We start from the raw sequence: 17,958 nt of genomic DNA, 5'->3' as shown, positions 1-17,958 counted from the left end.
CTCAAACTGTTTCAGCCACGCCGAAGCAGAGACCGTTGAAAATTGGCTGCAAGCCTTCGCCTTCGCATGGAATCAGCTTATCTGAACACTACCCCGATCGGGGCCGGACACGTCGACCGAGCGGCGTCGCCCTCACAGCTCGTGCGTCTCGCCGTCGACAGCCAGCGGCTCGGCGAACGCCTCCTCGGGTGGGTAGTAGTGCGCGAGGTGGACGAGCCGGGTCTCGGCGGCGCCGAGGTCGTCAGCGAGCGCGAGCGCGCCCTCGCGGGTCATGTGCTTCGTGCCGAAGGTGTACGGGGTTCCGTCCGCCCCCTCGTCTTTCCCCCCGAGCGGGTGGTACTCGCAGAAGCGCGCGGGGACGATGGCGTCGGCCAACAGGAGGTCGGGCTCCGCGAGCGCCGCCCGCGACTCGGCGGGCACGTCGTAGCTCGTGTCCCCCGACAGCGACAGTTTCGCGCCCGTCTCGGGGTCCTCGACGCACAGCCCGTAGCAGACGAGCGGCGGGTGGTCGACGGGGACGAGCGTCACGTCGAGGCCGCACGTGCGGACCGGATCGAACGGCGTGGCGTCCTCGACGGTGACGCGGTCGAGGTAGTCGTACTTCGAGCGGATCGTGTCGGCGACCGACTCGCCGGTTGCGGGGTCGACCTCGTCGGCGGCGTACACCGGGAGGTCGTCGAACAGGCGGTAGGCGTTGCCGAGGCCGTCGAGGTGGTCGAAGTGGATGTGCGAGACGACCGCGGCGTCCGGCAGCGGCACGTCGCGGGTGAGGAACTGGTGTCTGAAGTCCGGCGAGCAGTCGATCAGGAGGCTCTCGCCGGTGCGCTCGTTCTCGACGTGGACCGAGAAGCGCGATCGCTCGACTCCGCGTTTGCGGGCCGCCTGACAGGTGTCGCAGTCGCAGCCGACGGTGGGCGTGCCGGTGGTATCGCCCGTGCCGAGGAGCGTGACGCGCATCCGGCGGGTCAGTGCTCGTGGTCGGAGTGGTCGTGATCGTCGCCGTGGTCGTGGCCGGCGCCCCCGTCGCCGACGACCTCCGCGCCCTCGCCGTCGATCATGTCCATGTTCTTGAGGTTGTCGCGCTCCTCGAAGTCCTGGACGGCGTCCATGATGTCCGCCTGGGTGATCTCCATGCGCTCCTCGGTGAGCGCCTCCAGCACGGCCTCGCGGAGCACGAGCCGCAGGTCGGAGCCGGTGAGGCCCTCGGTGCGGTCGGCGACCGCCTCCGGGTCGAACTCGGCGATCTCCATTTGCCGGGTGATGATGCGGAGGATGTCCGCGCGCATCTGCCGGTCCGGCTTGGGGAAGTTGACGATCTCGTCGAAGCGGCGCCACGCCGCGGCGTCGAGCTGGTCGGGGTGGTTCGTCGCCGAGATCAGGAGGACCTCGTCACGGACGAGCGAGATGTCGTCGATGCTCTTGAGGAGGGTGTTGACCGCGCGCTTGAGCGCGGCGTGCTCGTCGGACTTGCGCGTCTTGGCGACGGAGTCGAACTCGTCGATGAAGAGGATGCACGGCGCGAGCCGCTTGGCGACCTCGAACGTCTTCTCGACGTTCTTGGCCGTCTCGCCGAGGTACTGGCTCGTCACCATCGACAGCTTCACCTCGACGAACGGGAGGCCGAGTTCGTGCGCGAGCGCGCGGGCGGCGGTCGTCTTCCCCGTGCCGGGCGGGCCGACGAACAGGAGCTTGCCGATCTCGCGCAGGCCGATGGTGGCGAGGTATTCGCGGTGCTCGATCGCCTTCATCAGCTTGCGGATCTCGCCCTCCTGGTCCTCCGTGAGCACGAGGTCTTGCAGCGTCATCTCGATCTCCTCGGGCGCTTTCACCGTGACGAGATCGAGCATCTCGGCGTCCTCCTCCTCGTCGAAGTACTCGCCCAGCAGCGCGTCGATCCAGACACGGTCGGCGCGCACTGGGCGGTTCTCGTCGCGGGCCTCCTCGTGGGTCACCGAGAACTCGGCGTCGTGCTCGACCGCGGGGTCGTTCGCGATCGCCGCGAGCACCGGGTTCTCGCGGAGGTCCTCGTCGTCGACGCGCTCCAGCAGCCAGTCGACACCCATCTCGGGCTGCGAGAGCGAGACCTCGCCGGAGAACTCCGTTCGCTGGGTGAAGAGGAGATCCGAGATCGCCTCCCACGGACGTTCGACGCCCGTGGCGGTCTTCGCGGTCGATTCTGTCACGTGGAGCGGCTGCTCCACGCCGCCCGGCCCGTCCTCCGCTTCCGGGGACTCGCTCCAGAAGACCTGACGGTACCGCGGCGGTAGGTCGTCGGCGTCGAGGTCGCGGTCCTCGTTGTACCGGTGGACGGTCACGAGAAGCTCGACCACGTCCTCTGCCGGGTCACTCATCCCCAACGGCTTGCCCGCGGAGGCTGTTAAGCGCGTCGAAGGGTCGGAAACCCCGCATGAGAGGCGCACGCACGCCCCAATATAAACCCTCGACCACTCCCCACCGGTTCTCCCGGATTTATCAGGCAGGACCGCCGAGAGCGTGGCATGGCAACGCCCGTCATCGCGGCCGCGTACCGCACCCCGTTCGGCAGGCAGGACGGCGTCTTCGCGGACACGCGCAGTGAGGACCTGTCCGTCACGCTCATCGACCACATCCTCAAGGAACACGGTCTGGACGCCGACGACGTGGACGACCTCATGTGGGGGGTCGCCCAGCAGCGCGGCGAGCAGGACAACAACGTCGCCCGCGTCATTGCGCTCCTCTCGGAACTGGGCGAGGGGACGCCCGCGACGAGTATCAACCGCTGGTGCGCCTCGTCGATGCAGGCGATCATCTCGGCGTCCGACGCCGTCGCCGCCGGCAACCGCGAGTGCATCATCGCCGGCGGCGTCGAGAGCATGAGCCGCGTGCCGATGGACGGCGACTCCTACCAGCACCTCCACCCCGAACTGTCGGAGACGTACAACGTCTTCCAGCTCCAGATGGGGATGACCGCGGAGAAGGTCGCCGAGGAGTACGAGGTGTCCCGCGAAGCGCAAGACGAGTTCGCCGCGCGCTCGCACCACCGCGCCGCCGAGGCGACGGAGTCGGGCCGCTTCGACGACGAGATCGTCCCGATCGAGACCGACGACGGCGTCGTCACCGAGGACGAGGGGATCCGCCCCGATACGGACCCGGAGACGCTCGCGGAGTTGCCGCCGGCGTTCACCGGCGACGGCAGCGTCACCGCGGGCAACTCCTCGCAGATCACCGACGGCGCGGCCGCCACGCTCGTGTGCTCGGAGGCGTTCGCCGACGAACACGGGCTCGACGTGCTCGCGGAGGTCGGCACGAACAACGTCGCCGGGGTCGACCCGACCGTCATGGGCATCGGCCCGGTCCCGGCCACCCGCGGCCTGCTGGAGCGCGCCGGTACCGATATCGACGACTACGGGCTGGTCGAGGTGAACGAGGCGTTCGCCTCCCAGTGCGAGTACGCCCGGCGCGAACTGGGGATCGACGAGGACAGCTACAACGTCAACGGCGGCGCCATCGCGCTGGGGCACCCGCTCGGGGCCTCCGGCGCGCGCCTCCCCGTGACGCTCATCCACGAAATGATCAAGCGCGACGTGGATCGCGGGCTGGCCTCGCTGTGTGTCGGGTTCGGGCAGGGCGCGGCGATCGAATTCAGTCGATAAGTAGCGGTTCAGTCTGCGATTTTTTTTCGAGACGGCGAGCGAGTAGCTGCCGAAGTCGTGTCTGTCGCTGAGGGCACGCAGTTCTCGAAAGCCCCCGCTTCGCTCGGGGGCGGCGCGCTCGTCGCTCCCTGCGGTCGCTCCGGTGCTCACCGCTCCGCGCCGTCCCCGAGCGAAGCGGCCCATTTGAGTCCCAACCACAGCCTCGTCCCCCCCAGCCGCCTCACTCAGTCGCTCCGCTCCTTCGCTCGCCCCTCGCGCGGTCGGCGGGCACTACCCGGGACCTTCGGTCCCGTGAGGTCACACTCGCTCCGCTCGCGTGACCGGAGGCCCGCCGACGCGCGCCGACGGCGGTGCGTGCACACCGATCAACCGGGGTCGACGCTCGGCCCGTCCGAACCACGGGTGGGACTAAAAGAGGCCGGGCGTCTGCGGGAAGCACGGGACCGCAAGCACCGCAGGCGAGCGAAGCGAGCCGAGAAGCGTGGTTCGAAAGGCCGGCAAGCCGGCATTTCGTCATCACGAGAGAGCAGAGCTCTCTCGAACGACAGTGCGTTCCGCGCGACCGCAGACGCCCGGGGGCTTTCGGGAACTGCACCCGCGCGGTCGCTGTCTCGGACACTTATTCCCTCGAACCGACCATCGCACTCAACCCCAGCCCTACCTGCTGATCACTCACACAGACCCGACACGGTTTAGGCGGGACCGCCGGAATCCCCACCAAATGATTTCGAGGCAGTACCTCCGCGAGCACCCCGAGGAGGTTCGCGAGGGGATCGAGAACAAAGGGGTAGACGTGGACCTCGACCGGATCCTCGAACTTGACGAGGAGTGGCGCGACCTGAAAGGCCGGGGCGACACGCTCCGCCACGAGCGCAACGAAGTCTCGTCGGAAATTGGCCGGCTCAAACAGGAGGGCAAAGACGAGGAGGCGCAGGAGGCCATCGACAAGAGCCAAGACCTGAAAACCGAACTGCAGGAGATCGAGGATCGCGCCGACGACTTGGAGGAGGAACTGCACGAGGCGATGCTCCACCTCCCGCAGATCCCCGACGACGACGTGCCCGTCGGCGCCGACGAGTCGGAGAACGTCGAGCGCCGCCGCGAGGGGTTCGACGGCCTCCGGAACCTCCCCGAGGAGGTGATCCCGCACTACGATCTGGGCGAGGACTTGGATATTCTTGACTTCGACCGCGGCGCGAAGGTGTCGGGCGGCGGCTTCTACTTCGCGAAGGGCGAGGGCGCAATGTTAGAGCATGCGCTCATCCAGTTCTTCCTCGAGGTCCACCGCGAGCAGGGGTACACCGACGTGTTCCCGCCGATCCCCGTGAACTCGAAATCGATGGAGGGAACCGGCCAGTTCCCGAAGTTCGTCGAGGACGCCTACCGCGTCGGCGACGAGAACGCCGACGAGATCCACGACGACGACCTCTGGCTGCTGCCGACCGCGGAGGTCCCGGTGACGAACATGTACCGCGACGAGATCCTGCTCGACGACGACCTCCCGGTCAAACACCAGGCGTACTCGCCGAACTTCCGGCGCGAGGCGGGCGAACACGGCACCGAGACGCGTGGAATCGTCCGGGTCCACCAGTTCAACAAGGTGGAGCTGGTGAACTTCGTGCGCCCGGAGCACAGCGACGAGCGCTTCGAGCGCCTCGTCGCGGAGGCCGAAGAGGTGCTCGAGCGCCTGGGGCTGCCGTACCGCATCCTGGAGATGTGCACCGGCGACCTGGGCTTCACGCAGGCGAAAAAGTACGACATCGAGGTGTGGGCGCCCGGCGACGACATGGAGGACGGCCCCGAGCAGGGCGGTCGGTGGCTGGAGGTCTCGTCGGTGTCGAACTTCCGCGACTTCCAGGCCCGCCGCGCCGGCCTGCGCTTCCGCCCCGAGCGCCACGAGTCGGCAGAGTACCTCCACACGCTCAACGGGTCGGGCGTCGCCGTCCCGCGCGTCGTCGTCGCGATCCTGGAGTACTACCAGAACGACGACGGCACCGTCGACGTGCCCGAACCACTCCGGCCGTACATGGGCGGTCGCGAGGTCATCGAAGGCAGCGAGAAGGTCGGCGAGAGCGCCGTCGGTGCCGGCAAGAAGGAGTAGCCGGTGAGAAGGAGTCGAGTACCGAGCCGTCCGCGACGCCACTTCTCAGTCGGTGTACGTCGTGAGGTGCGCGACGGCCGCGTCCGGGTCCGCCGACGCGAACTCGAACGCGTCGACGAAGCCGAACAGTACCCCGTCCTCGTCGCCGAAGAGTCGCCCGCGAACCGCGATCTCGCCGGCGGCCGCGTCGGCGTCGAACCCGCCACCGTCGTCCCCGGCGGACTCAACGTACACGACGTCGATCCGGTGTTCGGTGTCCGTTCGCGGGCGCTCCTCGCGCATGAACCGCAGGAACGACTCGCGCCCCGAGAGCGTTCGGTCCGGTCGCTCGTGAACAAACTCGGGCGCGAGCAACGCCGCGAGATCGTCGTATGCAGCGTCGTCGATGGCGCGGTAGTACGCCCGCGCGGTCGCCTCGTGTGACACGGATCGAGAGGGGACTCCGATAGATTTGAATCGATCGTCTGCGACACCACTACCCGAACAGGATGGACACCGTCGAGACAACGAGAGCGACAAGCGAGATCGTCAGACCGAGCCTCGCTGCAGCGGCCTGTCGGCGCGCGGCGAGTTGTCTGCTGGAGCGATCGAGCAACCGTGTGAGACGGTCGATCTGTTCGTCGAACGTTCCATCGGTGACCCGCTCTCGAAACTCACGCGACTCCGGAGCGATGGGGTCTGCGATCGATTCGATCATCCCGAGGGACCGCTCCCGTCGTGCGGCTCGAACGGCGGAAACGGCCGCGGCGAGGTCACGGTAGGCCGAATCCTCATTCCGGAGCTCGATCAAGCCCCCGACTCCCGTGTGCCCGATCGGGATCTCGGAGAGCCGTCGTTCGAGCGCCGCCAGTTCCCGTTCGAGACTCGCCAGTCGGTCGGCGTACGCGAGCGTCGTCTCGTCCGCGGAGGGCGTATCGAGTATCCGGGTTGCAGGTCGTTCGTCGTCCATTCGGTTCACCGGTGGATATGTTCACTAGGGGTAATTTTTTTTTTTTTGATTGGAATTATACGTGGTATGAGAGACAAAAAGATGGAGCAGACGGCATGGAAGGTACTGAACGAATTGTATCGAGACGCGGATCAAACGATGGAACAGATCGCTTCCGAATGCAGGATCGACGGATCGGAGGCGACGGAGATTCGACGGCAATTGGAGGACCGTCAGGTGATCCAGGGCGAAACTCCGGTGATCAAACCCGGTGCACTCGGGTTCTCGGTTCCATCGTACCACTTCATCAAAACGGCCGAGAACTACGACGAGGTGCTTGAGGATGGCGTCGGTCCGTTCGATATGTGGAACGGGTCACAATTAGCCTCGGTCGTACTGGGGGAGCACGACCTCGTGTTGCGCAAAGTGAGCGAGAACGGCGAGCGGTTCAACAACTTTGCCAACAACCTGATCGACAGTCGAGACTTTCCGACGATCCGGGATTCATCGAGCTACCGGGTGACCGAGCGGATCAGATGGCACGGGCAGAACGTTCCCGGCGACCAGATATATGGGGTTGATCCGGTCGACCTCTCGCCGGTCGACCGGGACGTGTTGATCGAATTACAGCGGGACGGAGCGCTTCGCGACAAACCGGAACAGATTGCCCAATCTCTCGATCTGTCTGCGGGGACGGTAGTCGACGCCGTGCAACGTCTCGAAGAAAACGTGATACTCGGGTACTCAATCAACACAGATCTGGAGGCCGGTGGGTTGCACAGGGCGTACCTGACGCTCAAGACCGTTCGCGGCGGCTACGATGAGACGGTCGAGGCACTTCGAGAGGAGCCGCCACTGTCGGCGTCGTACGTCGTCTCGGGGACCGGACACGAGTGGTCCGATTTGGGAGTGGAGATCGTGTTCGATTCGATCGACCATCTCGACAGACAGACGGACCGAATCCGAACCGTCAGCGGGGCACGCGAGACCAGGACGTTCGCGTCGACCAAGACGCTGTACGATTCCGGAACGTACGATCTGAACTGAGGGCACCCAATCGCGCAATATTTTGCTGCTTCCGTACAACGCTATCCGTGGACCTGCACGTTCGGTACGAGGGCGACGACGACCCCGACAAGTGCACGGCGCGCAAGCTGGCGCGCTTCGACCTGGCCGAGCTGCACCGCTCGGACGCGGCGACGCCGTACGGCGTCGTGCTCAACCCCCACGCCGAGCGGGCGCTGTCGCCGGCCGACCGCGACGCCGCCGACGGGGAGACGCTCGTCGCGCTCGACTGCTCGTGGGAGTCGGCCGGCGAGGCGATGTTCTCGCTTCCGGGCGAACACCGCGCGCTCCCGTACCTCGTCGCCGCCAATCCCGTAAACTTCGGTCGCCCGATGCAGCTCACCACGGTCGAGGCGTTCGCCGCCGCCCTCCACATCCTCGGCGAACCCGAACAGGCCGAAGCGGTGCTCGCGAAGTTCACGTGGGGCGAGACGTTCCTCGAACTCAACGAGGAACCGCTCCGCCGCTACAGCGAGTGCGACGACTCCTCGGCGGTCGTGGCGGTCCAGCAGGAGTACCTCGACCGCTGAACGCGAACGCTACGGCGCGAGCACGGCGCCGATCGCGCCGGCGATCGCCGAGTCGATGGCGAACACGAGCGTGATCACGAACCCGAGGACGAACACGCCGGCGCCACCGAGGAGTCCCCCGAGCGGGCCGCCGCCCGCGAGCCCGAGCACTCCCCCGAGCAGTGCGAACAGCAGGGTGTATACGACGCCCGTCACCGACCCCGCGAGCAGGCCGTGGTACGCGCCGTTGCCGAGGCCGCCACCCGCGAGGTAGCCCGCGACGCCGCCGCCGACGAGCCCGGCGCCGAGCTGGCCGACGACGGGAACGGCGGTGCCGAACGCCGCGATCACGAGGAACACGAGCGCGCCCCACGCGACCGCACGCCAGTTGGTCATATCCTGACGGACGCGCGACGGCCGTATCTACCTGTCGTCGGCGTCGTCGTCCGGGTCGCGGCCCGAGCCGCGGTCGGTCGTCCGCTCGCGGGAGTCGCCGTCCCCGCGGTCGAACGCGGCCGCGCCGTCGATGTATCGGCCGTCGTCGTCCGCCGGCGGATCCGTGTCGTCGTCCGCCGGCGGATCCGTGTCGTCGTCGCCTCCCTGAACCGCGTACTCCGGGAGGTCGGCGGCCTCGATGTCGCCGGAGCGCAGATCGGCGGGGTCGATCTCCGCGAGCCTGTCCGGGTCCCGGTCCGGGCCCGGGTCCGAACCCGGATCCAGATCGGACGCCCGTTCCGACTCCGCCGACGCGTCCGCGTCGACCGTGTTCGCGTCGGCCCTGTCCGTGGCGCGTTCGGGGGCTCCCGCCTCGTCGACGGGGTCGACGCCGCGGCCCTCAACGTGGTCCGTTCCCTCGCCGCCGACACCCGCCCCCTCGCTGGCCTCCCGCGCGGCCGCGAGTTGGTCGGTCGTCGGGACGAACAGCCGGTCGGTCTCGGGGTCGTACGGGCCGTCCGGGACGCCGTCGCGCGCCTCCGCGCGCAGGCCGTCGGCCGCCTCCGGGGCCGGGTCGGGCGCGCTCGCTGCGTTCGCCCGGACGCGGTCGGGGTCGACGCCGCGGACGGCGGCCCACTCGTCCGGGTCGGCGCCGGCCAGCGTGACGGCCCACGCGTCGAGGGCGGCCGCCGGCGACGACCCGGCCTCCAGCAGGCCGACCAGCGAGCGCAGCGCGCGGGTCTCGGCCTCGCGCCACCAGTCGGGCTTCGCGACGTAGACGGGGTAGAAGAACGGCGTGTCGCTGGCGCCCGCCAGGTCGCGAGGGAAGGAGACGGTGCGGTCGTGGAGTTCCTGGAACACGGTCATGTTCACCGCGGCGACCGCCGCCAGCAGGTCGGCGTCCATCTCGTAGCCGGCGGTCTCCAGTTCCGAGCGCAGGTCAGCGAAGGCGAACGCGAACCACGCCGCCTCGGCGGCGTCGGTCAGCAGGTGGTTCGGCGTCGCGTCGTCGCGGGCGCGGCGGTACTGCTCGACGATCCGGTCTTGGACCGCGTCGTGGAGGACGCGAAGGCCGATGCGCACGTCGTCGACGGCGAAGTCGGTGCGCTCGGCGACCTCCTCGATGTAGGCGTCGGGAACCGCCGGGCGGTGCATTGTGGGTGGGTGCGTCGGTTTCCGGGTTAAGAGTTCGTGTTCGGCCGATCGGGACGGCCCCGCTACAGCGACCCGGCGATGTCCTCGGCGAAGTAGGTGAGGATCAAGTCCGCGCCCGCGCGCTTCATCGAGAGGAGGGACTCGTGGGCCGTCTCCTCTAGGTCGAGCCAGCCGCGGTCGGCCGCCGCGTGCAACATCGCGTACTCGCCGGAGACGTTGTAGGCGGCGACCGGGACGTCGAAGTCCTCACGCACGTCGCGGACGATATCGAGGTACGGCAGACCGGGCTTCACCATCAACACGTCCGCCCCCTCCTCCACGTCGAGGCGAGCCTCCCGGAGCGCCTCCCGTCGGTTCGCGGGGTCCATCTGGTAGTGCCGGCGGTCGCCGAAGGCGGGCGCGCCGTCGGCGGCGTCGCGGAACGGGCCGTAGAAGGCCGACTCGTACTTCACCGCGTAGCTCATGATCGGCATCTCGCTGAACCCGGCGTCGTCCAGTCCCTCGCGGATGGCCCCGACCATTCCGTCGGTCATCGAAGAGGGCGCGACCATGTCCGCACCCGCCTGCGCGTGGGAGACGGCCGTCTCCGAGAGCAGATCGAGCGTCTCGTCGTTTCGCACCGTGAGACGCGGGTCGGCCTCGGCGTGGTCCTCCAGCACGCCGCAGTGGCCGTGAGCGGTGTACTCACAGAGGCACACGTCGGTGATCACGTACGCGTCTGTCTCGGCGACGATGTCGCGAACGGTGCGCTGGACGACGCCGTCGGCGGCGTATGCCCGCGAGCCGACCGCGTCCTTCGACTCCGGGATCCCGAACACCATCACCGCCTCGACGCCCGTCGCGAGCACCTCCTCGACGCGGTCGACCGCCTCGCGCACGGGCACGCGCTCGTGGCCGGGCATCGACTCGATGGCGACGCGCTCGTCGGTCGTCGCGTCGACGAACACCGGCGCGATGAGATCGGACGCCGAGAGGTCCGTCTCCGAGACGAGCGGTCGGACGCCGTCCGTTCGCAGTCGCCGCGGACGGTCGGTTGGGAACATGGGTAGAACGTCGCCGCGCACGGGAGGTAAAGCCCGCGCTCGCGGCGCGGTCGGCCGGAGTCCTCCCGGTCGATACGACGGCCGCTCCAGCCGAACGCCGAATCACACAAACCCTATATCCGGAGCCGGGCAACCCGCTCGCGTGACGCTGTCGCCCCTCCAAATCGGCGCGATGCCCCCGTGGCTGGAGTCGCTTCTGGCCTCGGAGTACGCCTACATCGTGCTGTTTGCCGTGTTCGTGCTGGAGGGGGCGATGCTGATGTACTTCATGCCGAGCGAGCTGATCGTCCCCGGCTCGCTCATCTTCGTGGGCCACTCGCCCGACACCGTGGTCGCCGTCATCGGTGTCGCCGTGGTCGGCGCGACCGTCGGGCAGGTCGCGCTGTTCACCGTCGCCCAGCGCGGCGGCCGCGAGTGGCTCCTCCGGAAGCGCTGGTTCCGCGTGAGCGAGGAGAGCCTCGACCGCTTCGACGGCTGGTTCGACCGCTGGGGACCGATCGTCGTGCCCGTCTCGAATTCGCTGCTGTTCACCCGGGGGATGCTCACCGTTCCCGCGGGACTGGCGGAGATGGAGCGCCGGCGGTTCGTCGTGCTCTCGGCGCTGGGCACGCTGGTGTTCGAGTCGGCGCTGGCGGGGCTGTACGTGTTCGGCGTCGACCTGCTGTGGTGAGAACGGACGAAGACCGCCGAGTCGATACTCGGTCCGGGCGGCCGGGTGGTCAGGACTCCCGGTCAGTCTGCGTCACGTCGACCTGCTCTCGGAGGGCTTCGAGGCCCTCGCTCTCGGTGAGTTCCTCGACGCGGTCGCGAAAGTGCGACTCGCACAGGCCGACCTTGACGCCGCCGCGCTCGGCGGCGTACGCCGCGTCCCGATCGCAGTAGTGACACTGCATACACCGAGTGAGGGCCTCGATGGTAGTTAAGTCCGCGCCTCCGGCAGGCGGTCACGGCGCCGGTAGGGGTCACGGCGCCGGCAGCCGGTCGCGCACCGCAGCCCACCGGTCGGCGTCGAGCCCGTCGACGGCGAGCTCCTCGCCGTGGGCGTCCGTCCCGCCCGTCAACAGGAGGTCGTGCTCGGCGGCCAGCGACTCCACGCGCCCGGGGTCGTCGTCGACCGCGTCGGCGTACGGGTAGAAGCGCTCGACCGTGTCGAGGTCGTGTTCGACGCAGAGGTCGAGGGCGGCCGCCGGGTCGTCGTACCGGAACGGGTGCGCGAGGCCGACGACGGCGCAGGCGCCCCGGAGGAGGTCGACGCCGCGGTCGGCGGGCGTGACCGAGCGGGGGACGTAACAGGGGCCGTCGTTGCCGATCAGGTGCCGGAAGGCGCCCTCGGCGTCGTAGTCGGCGTCGCTCTCGGCGATGGCGCGGGCGATGTGGGGCCGCCCGAGGCCGGCGCGCGGCTCAACGGCGAGGTCGACGCCGAGGCGCTCCTCCACGCGATCGATGATGCGGCGACCGCGCTCGCGGCGGTCCGCCTGGAGCCGGTCGCACTCGGCGCGCAGGTCGTCGTCGTCGTCGACGCCGTAGCCGAGGAGGTCGACGCGGTCGCCGCTCGGCAGCTCCACGCGCAGTTCGATCCCCCGGAGGACGGTCAGCCCGCCGTGGTCGACGACAGGCGCGTCGAGGTCGGGGTGGATCCGGTCGTGGTCGGTGACGGCGACCGCGTCGAGGCTGGCGTCCCGCGCCGTCGCGACCAGCGAATCGAGCGTGAACGTTCCGTCCGAAACGGTCGTGTGCGCGTGGAGGTCCGCGACTACCATTGCCGGATCGGGGCGCGCGGCGCGCAAGGGCGTTCCGGTCGGGCGCGCACGGCACCCCCGAGCGGGGCCGCGGCGACGACGGCCGCGGTGCGGCGGACGCGATGCGGCAGCGCGGCGACGGGAACCGATGCTGGGATGACAAACGGCGCGGCGACCGCGCATGAAAGGACATTATAATACGTTATACTCTACCGCCCTCACGAAGGTTGTACATGGACAATCGTTACATACTCGGCTCGCGTCGGCACAGTTGATGCGCCTGAACGGCACCGAAGACCAGTTAGCGACCCACGAGTACCCCGCGACGAGCGGCGAACTCATCGACGCGTACGGCGACGCCCGTATCGAGCTACAGAACGGGAGCGAGACGATCGGCGCGGTACTCGGTCGCCTGGGCTCGGAGACGTTCCACTCCGCGGACGACGTGTGGATGACCCTCCGCGGCGGCGTCGGCCACGAGGCCGTCGGTCGCCGCTTCTACAGCGATCGCGACGCGCCGGCGGTCGGCGAGGACGGACCCGAACAGGTCTCGTTCTGAATCGACGCGCGGCGGCCCGCCACCGCCGCGCTGACCGTCGTCACCGCAGACAGCGGTCGTCCCCTTCGGGAGCTGGCTCAGTCACCCCCCGGGGCGGGTTCTCCGTTCCTACACCCACTCCAGCGCCTCTTCCAACTCCAGCGGGACGCTCCCCTTCTTGTACGCCTCCGTCGACCCATCGGGGCGCGAGCGGAACACGACTGCCGGTCGGTGGCCCACCTCGGGTCGCTCGCCGCGGACGGCGAACCAGTCGTCGTCGGGGAACGACGAGCAGTCGACGAACAGCGTGATACCGCCGCCGTGGGCCTCCAGCTGCCCGCTCGTCTTCGTCTCGACGGTGTCGCGTACGGCCGCCGAGGGCGTGCCCGCAGCGCGCCTGTTGGGCGCGACCGGCCGAGTCACCTCGACGAGCGTCGAGGTGCCGTCCGCGCGCGCCGCGCGGAAGTCGATGACGTGGTCGGTCGACACCTCGATCTCCGGCTCGATGTCGTAGCCTGCGTTCACCAGGAGGCGCGCCACGTCGAACTCGCCCATCGTCGCGGTCATGCGGGTGAGGTCGAGGTACTCGCTGGTCCCGAGCTTGCTCGCCATCTCCTCGCGCTCGTCGTCGAGCACGCCCGTCGCGAGGAACTGCTCGTAGAAACCCAGCGCCTCGAAGCGGTCGGCGTCGGGGAACCCCGCCGCGTGCTCGCGGAAGAACTCGCGGGTCGTCTCGGCGCCGTCCTTCGAGCACAGCACCGGGAGGAAGTACCACGCGAGGTGCGGGAAGTCCTCGAACCACGGCTCCTCCTCGGAGAGGACGGCCGTGAGCTCGCGCTCGCCCCATCGCGTCACCTGAAACGGCGCGTCCGCGAGGGCGTACTTCTCGGTGCGCCACAACGTCGACGGCGTCTCCGTGTTCCCGATCCAGTAGGCGCCGGGGCCGCCCCCGACCCCCGCCGGACCGTCGCCGTCGTCCGTCCAACAGAACAGCGCGAGGCTCCCGTCGTCCATGTCGAACCGCCGGGCCTCGTAGCCGGCCGGCGGCGCGAACCACGGGTCGCGCTCGGTCGCTCCGAGATTCGAGTCGAGGGACCGATAGAGGTCGTCGCGGACGCGCGAGAGGGACCACGAACCAGGCGCGTATCTGAACCGTAAGGGGCGAGCCACACCGAGGATGCTCGGGCTGACGGTTTGAAGCCACCGCTCGCGACGCGAATCCGGCCAGCCGAGCGACGGTATCCCATGAACGACCGACACATATATTACACACAATTTGCTACGTGATGTCGTACCATGTCAATGGGTGCCTATGACGAGGACGAGCACGAGCGTCGCGAATCGAAGACCCGCGTCGACGGCAACTTCGCCGAGGAACGGAGCGAGTACCGAGGCAGGGTCACCTACGACTCCGGCGACTCCGCGGAGGCACTCCTCGATCAGTTCGAGTCGATCAAAGGCGACTGAGTCCGATCTGCGGCCGACCGTTGTCGGTCTCGCGCGCTACTGCGCCGCCAGCGACAGCGCTATCGCCGCCGCGGACACGACGGTGACGGCGACGACGTGGCCGAGGACCGCGGCCAGCAGCACCGGCCGGTCGGCGACGAACGGCACCAGCGCGAGTTGGACGAGCGCGAAGCCGACGTTGAGTGCGTCCAGTCGCCGGAAGCGCCGTCGCGTCCCGGGGCCGCACTCCAGGCAGAGCTCGCGGTACAGCGAGACGACCGCAGTCCACCAAGAGGTACCGATCCGGTAACACAGGTCCCACACGACGACGAGCGCGAGGAACACGGCCGGTGCCGGCGGCCGCTCGCCGAACAGGTCCGTGACGATTGGCTCTTCAGCCGGCGTCACCGCGACCGGGAGCAGGCGAGCGACGACCGCCGGTCCGCCGGCGGTTGCCGGATCGACGACGAACAGGTGCGTGACCACCGCCGCAAACGCCAGCACCGTGAGCACCACCTCGATGCTCGATCCGAACAGCAGCCGGTAGTACGTCGGCGACACGTCCAGCGTCCGGTTCTCGTCGCCGAGGGTGAGCATGAACAGGCTCCCGACGGCGGCGACGCCGACCGCGACGGTGCCCGGCAGGACGGCGTCCCAGAGGTCGTACGCCGCCGCGAGCACGAGGATCCCGGCCTCGAAGACGGCGACCTGGAGCCCGATAGCGACGGGGGTCGAAAGGGCAGCCCCCGGAACCGCGCCGACGATGCTCTCGTACACCCACGCGTCGCCGAAGTCGGCGCGCACGCGGCGGTCGTCTCCCGCCTCGACGCCGGCGCCGCGGTCCGCGGTGTCCTCGTCGCTCGCGATCCGTTCGCTCACGCGGAGCCCCCCGAGTCAGCCGGGTCTGCGTCCGTCGGATCGTCGACGGCCGTCCGCAGCCGCTCGGCGGCCTCGCCGCCCCCGTCGCGGCCGGCGTCCCCGCCAGACCCGGTCGTCCGGCTCACGGACGAGTCGGTCCGGTCGCCCCGGCGCGCGAGCGCGGTCGCGAGCGCCTCGTCGAACGGCGTCAGCTCGACCGAGACCAGCTCGCGGATCGCGACATCGTCCGCGACGACGGGCGTCCGGAGGCCGTCGACGAGCGGGGCGACGACGCCCCGCGGCACGTCGGTGACGAGCGTGACCCACCGCGCGGACAGTCGGGGGGTGAGCACCGGGGCCGGGATCACGACCAGCCGGCCCCCCAGCGCCTCCCGAGTCCGCCGGAGCAGCTCCTCGTAGGTGAGCACGTCCGGGCCGCCGATGTCGTAGGTGCCGCCCGCCGTCGCCGGGGCGTCCAGCACGCCGACCAGGTATGCGATCACGTCGTCGACGAAGATCGGCTGACACTCGGTCCGGACCCAGCGGGGGGTGACCATCACCGGGAGCCGCGCGGCGAGCTGGCGGATGATCTCGAAGCTCGCGGAGCCGTCTCCGACGATCACCGCCGCCCGGAGCGTCGTGAGGTCGAAGTCGCCCGCCCCGAGGATCCGGCCGACCTCGCGGCGCGACCGGAGGTGCTCGGAGAGCCGTTCCTCGCGCTCGTCGCCGAGGCCGCCGAGGTAGACCACGCGGTCGAGCCCGCCCTCGTCGGCGGCGTCGCGGAACGCCTCGGCCGCACGACGGTCGGTCGCCGCGAAGTCGTCGCTCTCGCCCATCGAGTGGACGAGGTAGTACGCCGCCTCGCAGTCGAGGGCAGCGAGCCACCGCCCCAGCGGCTGGGCGGTCGTCTCGCCGGGACCGGTGACGAGACAGACCCTGTCGGTGGCGAGCAGGTCGCCCTCGAGGACCCGAACGTCGCCGGCGGAGCCGTCGACTCCCCCGTATCGCTCAGCGTCGCGGACGAGGACGATCACCTCGTGTCCCGCCGCGAGGAGCGCGGGGACGAGGCGGCTTCCGACGAACCCGGTGGCGCCGGTCACGAGCACGCGCATACGATCCCCTCTCGGTCAGCGCCGATAACAGTTGGTCCGGTCCGGTACACCGATCCGGTCACCGGCCCCACTCGGTCGTCCGGGGTGCGCCGCGCTCGACCTCGACGTGGTCCGCCTCGGGTGCGCCGCCGACGCGGTCGCCGCGGGCGCCGGCTGCGGCCTCCCAGTCGGCCGCGGCGGCACGTACCCACGAGTCGGCCGCGAGGACGCGCTCGCGGGCCCGCTCGTAGCGGCCCTCGTTCACGGCGGCGGTGCCGGGCGCCGACGCGGCCGCGGCGGCGACGAACGCGGCGCGGTCGGCCGGCGTCGCCGCCCCGTCGACGAGGCGTCCGAGGGCGCCCGAATCGGCGAGCGCGTCGGGGTCGTGGTGGAGGAACACCGTCGAGCCGAGCGCCCCGCGGCTCAGCGGGGGCGGCGGGAGGTCGGCCGAGACCGCGTCGTCGACGAGGCGCTCTCGGGTCTCCCCGTGGACGCGCTCGACGCGCTCGCACTCCGTCTCCGCGTCGAGTTCGAGGTTGTGTCCGGGGTACGTCCGACAGCGCTCGGGGTAGCGGTCGGTGTCGTGGATCCGGCACTTGAGCGTGTCCGGATCGAGGAAGGCGCACGCGTCGAGCCAGACGCGTTCGCCGTCGAACGGCGCGACGGGCTTCGGGAGCTTGCGGATGCCGACGAGGAACGCGGGGCGGCCGTCGACACCCGCGACCTCGCGCCCGCCGACCGTCGCGGTGCGGTCGCCGTCGGCCGCAAACAGCCGCGGGACGAGCGCATCGCCGAGCCCCCCGTCGACGAACCCGCGGATCTCGTCGCGGGCGAGCGGGACGAGGTTGTACGCGTCGTCGAGCGCGCGGTAGCGGCCCTCGCGCTCGCGATCGTCGGGCGCGCCGAGCGGCCGCCAGTCGAGGCAGCAGCCGGCGCAGCCCTCGCAGTTCACCTCCATGCCTGTGAACGGGTGACGCTGCCGCGGCCCAAGAAGCTGTCCCCGGGTGGCGCCGGTGGAGCGGGTGGCTGCCGTCCGGGGCCGATCCCCGGGGTCGCCCCCGCGGAGCCGCGGGCTTATGTCCGCGCCGGACCGACCGTCGTCATGAGCAAACAGCGCTGTGACGGCTGCGACCGGCGCGTCCGTCTCGGCGGCGGGATCGGCGACCTCTGGTCGTTCGAGACCGGGAGCACCGACGGCCTGACGCTGGAGCTGGCGGACGGCTCCAAGCACTTCCTGTGTTACGACTGCATCGACGCGCTCCCTGACGACGAGGCGGTCACCCGCGCACACATCGAGGCGCTTCCGGCGGACGGCGACGAATGACCGCCTCCACCCGCGCGCCACTCGGGTCGCGATCGTCGCCGGATCGCCACGGTGTCACCATCCGACACGCTTACCCGCCGGCCGCCGATTCGGT

Annotated in this window: 21 protein-coding genes and 1 pseudogene; 9 read left to right on the top strand and 13 right to left on the bottom strand. The window is 69.7% G+C overall.

Annotation, left to right across the window (positions count from 1 at the left end):
* Positions 1-85, top strand: a pseudogene (locus BUE16_RS16435) (IS6 family transposase); the annotation flags it as partial.
* A 47-nt stretch (positions 86-132) separates the two neighbouring features.
* Here BUE16_RS16435 and BUE16_RS13045 read toward each other — a convergent pair.
* Positions 133-957 carry an MBL fold metallo-hydrolase gene (locus BUE16_RS13045; protein WP_073310408.1) on the bottom strand — a complete coding sequence of 275 codons (825 nt, stop codon included), beginning with the start codon at positions 955-957 and terminating at the stop codon, positions 133-135.
* An 8-nt stretch (positions 958-965) separates the two neighbouring features.
* Positions 966-2,351 carry an ATP-binding protein gene (locus BUE16_RS13040; RefSeq protein ID WP_073310406.1) on the bottom strand — a complete coding sequence of 462 codons (1,386 nt, stop codon included), beginning with the start codon at positions 2,349-2,351 and terminating at the stop codon, positions 966-968.
* 147 nt (positions 2,352-2,498) lie between these two features.
* Between BUE16_RS13040 and BUE16_RS13035 the strand changes: the two genes are divergently transcribed.
* Both BUE16_RS13035 and serS read left to right on the top strand, forming a co-directional pair.
* Positions 2,499-3,632 carry a thiolase family protein gene (locus BUE16_RS13035; protein WP_073310404.1) on the top strand — a complete coding sequence of 378 codons (1,134 nt, stop codon included), beginning with the start codon at positions 2,499-2,501 and terminating at the stop codon, positions 3,630-3,632.
* Between the two features lie 721 nt (positions 3,633-4,353).
* Positions 4,354-5,733, top strand: coding sequence for a serine--tRNA ligase (gene serS / locus BUE16_RS13030; protein WP_073310402.1), 1,380 nt, complete (start codon positions 4,354-4,356; stop codon positions 5,731-5,733).
* Between the two features lie 45 nt (positions 5,734-5,778).
* On the opposite strand, the gene BUE16_RS13025 is transcribed toward serS, so the two are convergent.
* Both BUE16_RS13025 and BUE16_RS13020 read right to left on the bottom strand, forming a co-directional pair.
* Positions 5,779-6,159: a nuclear transport factor 2 family protein gene (locus BUE16_RS13025; protein ID WP_073310400.1), complete on the bottom strand. Its 381-nt coding sequence runs from the start codon at positions 6,157-6,159 to the stop codon at positions 5,779-5,781.
* Positions 6,160-6,208: 49 nt separating this feature from the next.
* Positions 6,209-6,682, bottom strand: a complete 474-nt coding sequence (locus BUE16_RS13020; protein ID WP_073310398.1) for a hypothetical protein — start codon at positions 6,680-6,682, stop codon at positions 6,209-6,211.
* 66 nt (positions 6,683-6,748) lie between these two features.
* Here BUE16_RS13020 and BUE16_RS13015 point away from each other — a divergent pair, with 66 nt between their 5' ends.
* Together BUE16_RS13015 and BUE16_RS13010 are read left to right on the top strand one after the other, a co-directional pair.
* Entirely contained in the window at positions 6,749-7,708 is a 960-nt protein-coding gene (locus BUE16_RS13015; RefSeq protein WP_073310396.1) for an Lrp/AsnC family transcriptional regulator, read from the top strand.
* Between the two features lie 47 nt (positions 7,709-7,755).
* Positions 7,756-8,256 carry a DUF367 family protein gene (locus BUE16_RS13010; RefSeq protein WP_073310394.1) on the top strand — a complete coding sequence of 167 codons (501 nt, stop codon included), beginning with the start codon at positions 7,756-7,758 and terminating at the stop codon, positions 8,254-8,256.
* A 9-nt stretch (positions 8,257-8,265) separates the two neighbouring features.
* Here the strand turns inward: BUE16_RS13010 and BUE16_RS13005 are convergent, their stop codons facing one another.
* The 3 genes from BUE16_RS13005 to hemB form a co-directional block, all read right to left on the bottom strand.
* On the bottom strand, positions 8,266-8,631 hold the full coding sequence (locus BUE16_RS13005) for a DUF5518 domain-containing protein (RefSeq protein ID WP_073310391.1): 366 nt from the start codon (positions 8,629-8,631) through the stop codon (positions 8,266-8,268).
* A gap of 27 nt (positions 8,632-8,658) precedes the next feature.
* Complete coding sequence (locus BUE16_RS13000) at positions 8,659-9,825, bottom strand: hypothetical protein (RefSeq protein WP_073310389.1); 1,167 nt, start codon at positions 9,823-9,825, stop codon at positions 8,659-8,661.
* Between the two features lie 62 nt (positions 9,826-9,887).
* On the bottom strand, positions 9,888-10,868 hold the full coding sequence (gene hemB, locus BUE16_RS12995; protein WP_073310387.1) for a porphobilinogen synthase: 981 nt from the start codon (positions 10,866-10,868) through the stop codon (positions 9,888-9,890).
* A gap of 172 nt (positions 10,869-11,040) precedes the next feature.
* On the opposite strand from hemB, the gene BUE16_RS12990 reads away from it, so the two are divergent.
* Positions 11,041-11,538, top strand: coding sequence for a DedA family protein (locus BUE16_RS12990; RefSeq protein ID WP_073310447.1), 498 nt, complete (start codon positions 11,041-11,043; stop codon positions 11,536-11,538).
* 49 nt (positions 11,539-11,587) lie between these two features.
* Here BUE16_RS12990 and BUE16_RS17000 read toward each other — a convergent pair whose 3' ends face one another.
* Together BUE16_RS17000 and BUE16_RS12985 are read right to left on the bottom strand one after the other, a co-directional pair.
* The gene (locus BUE16_RS17000) at positions 11,588-11,761 is read right to left on the bottom strand and encodes a DUF6757 family protein (protein ID WP_200778437.1); all 174 of its coding nucleotides are present in this window, start codon (positions 11,759-11,761) and stop codon (positions 11,588-11,590) included.
* 69 nt (positions 11,762-11,830) lie between these two features.
* A complete protein-coding gene (locus tag BUE16_RS12985) occupies positions 11,831-12,628 on the bottom strand; it encodes a PHP domain-containing protein (RefSeq protein ID WP_200778436.1) in 798 nt (265 codons plus the stop codon).
* A 253-nt stretch (positions 12,629-12,881) separates the two neighbouring features.
* On the opposite strand from BUE16_RS12985, the gene BUE16_RS12980 reads away from it, so the two are divergent.
* Complete coding sequence (locus BUE16_RS12980) at positions 12,882-13,166, top strand: DUF5789 family protein (protein WP_073310383.1); 285 nt, start codon at positions 12,882-12,884, stop codon at positions 13,164-13,166.
* A 108-nt stretch (positions 13,167-13,274) separates the two neighbouring features.
* Here BUE16_RS12980 and BUE16_RS12975 read toward each other — a convergent pair whose 3' ends face one another.
* Positions 13,275-14,315: a DUF5784 family protein gene (locus BUE16_RS12975; protein WP_073310381.1), complete on the bottom strand. Its 1,041-nt coding sequence runs from the start codon at positions 14,313-14,315 to the stop codon at positions 13,275-13,277.
* 126 nt (positions 14,316-14,441) lie between these two features.
* Here BUE16_RS12975 and BUE16_RS16995 point away from each other — a divergent pair, with 126 nt between their 5' ends.
* Positions 14,442-14,612 carry a DUF5786 family protein gene (locus BUE16_RS16995; protein WP_200778441.1) on the top strand — a complete coding sequence of 57 codons (171 nt, stop codon included), beginning with the start codon at positions 14,442-14,444 and terminating at the stop codon, positions 14,610-14,612.
* A 36-nt stretch (positions 14,613-14,648) separates the two neighbouring features.
* On the opposite strand, the gene BUE16_RS12970 is transcribed toward BUE16_RS16995, so the two are convergent.
* The 3 genes from BUE16_RS12970 to BUE16_RS12960 all read right to left on the bottom strand — a co-directional run bounded on the left by BUE16_RS12970 (position 14,649) and on the right by BUE16_RS12960 (position 17,498).
* Positions 14,649-15,395, bottom strand: a complete 747-nt coding sequence (locus BUE16_RS12970) for a DUF7530 family protein (RefSeq protein ID WP_073310445.1) — start codon at positions 15,393-15,395, stop codon at positions 14,649-14,651.
* Between the two features lie 71 nt (positions 15,396-15,466).
* Entirely contained in the window at positions 15,467-16,561 is a 1,095-nt protein-coding gene (locus tag BUE16_RS12965) for an NAD(P)H-binding protein (RefSeq protein ID WP_073310379.1), read from the bottom strand.
* Positions 16,562-16,619: 58 nt separating this feature from the next.
* Complete coding sequence (locus tag BUE16_RS12960; RefSeq protein WP_073310377.1) at positions 16,620-17,498, bottom strand: YkgJ family cysteine cluster protein; 879 nt, start codon at positions 17,496-17,498, stop codon at positions 16,620-16,622.
* A 144-nt stretch (positions 17,499-17,642) separates the two neighbouring features.
* Between BUE16_RS12960 and BUE16_RS12955 the strand changes: the two genes are divergently transcribed.
* A complete protein-coding gene (locus BUE16_RS12955) occupies positions 17,643-17,864 on the top strand; it encodes a DUF7561 family protein (protein WP_073310375.1) in 222 nt (73 codons plus the stop codon).
* The last annotated feature ends 94 nt before the right edge of the window (positions 17,865-17,958 follow it).

The organism is Halobaculum gomorrense, from assembly GCF_900129775.1.
Taxonomy (GTDB): Archaea; Halobacteriota; Halobacteria; order Halobacteriales; family Haloferacaceae; genus Halobaculum; species Halobaculum gomorrense.
The sequence above is the reverse complement of the archived record's forward strand: the minus strand, read 5'-3'. Positions and strand labels throughout refer to the sequence as shown.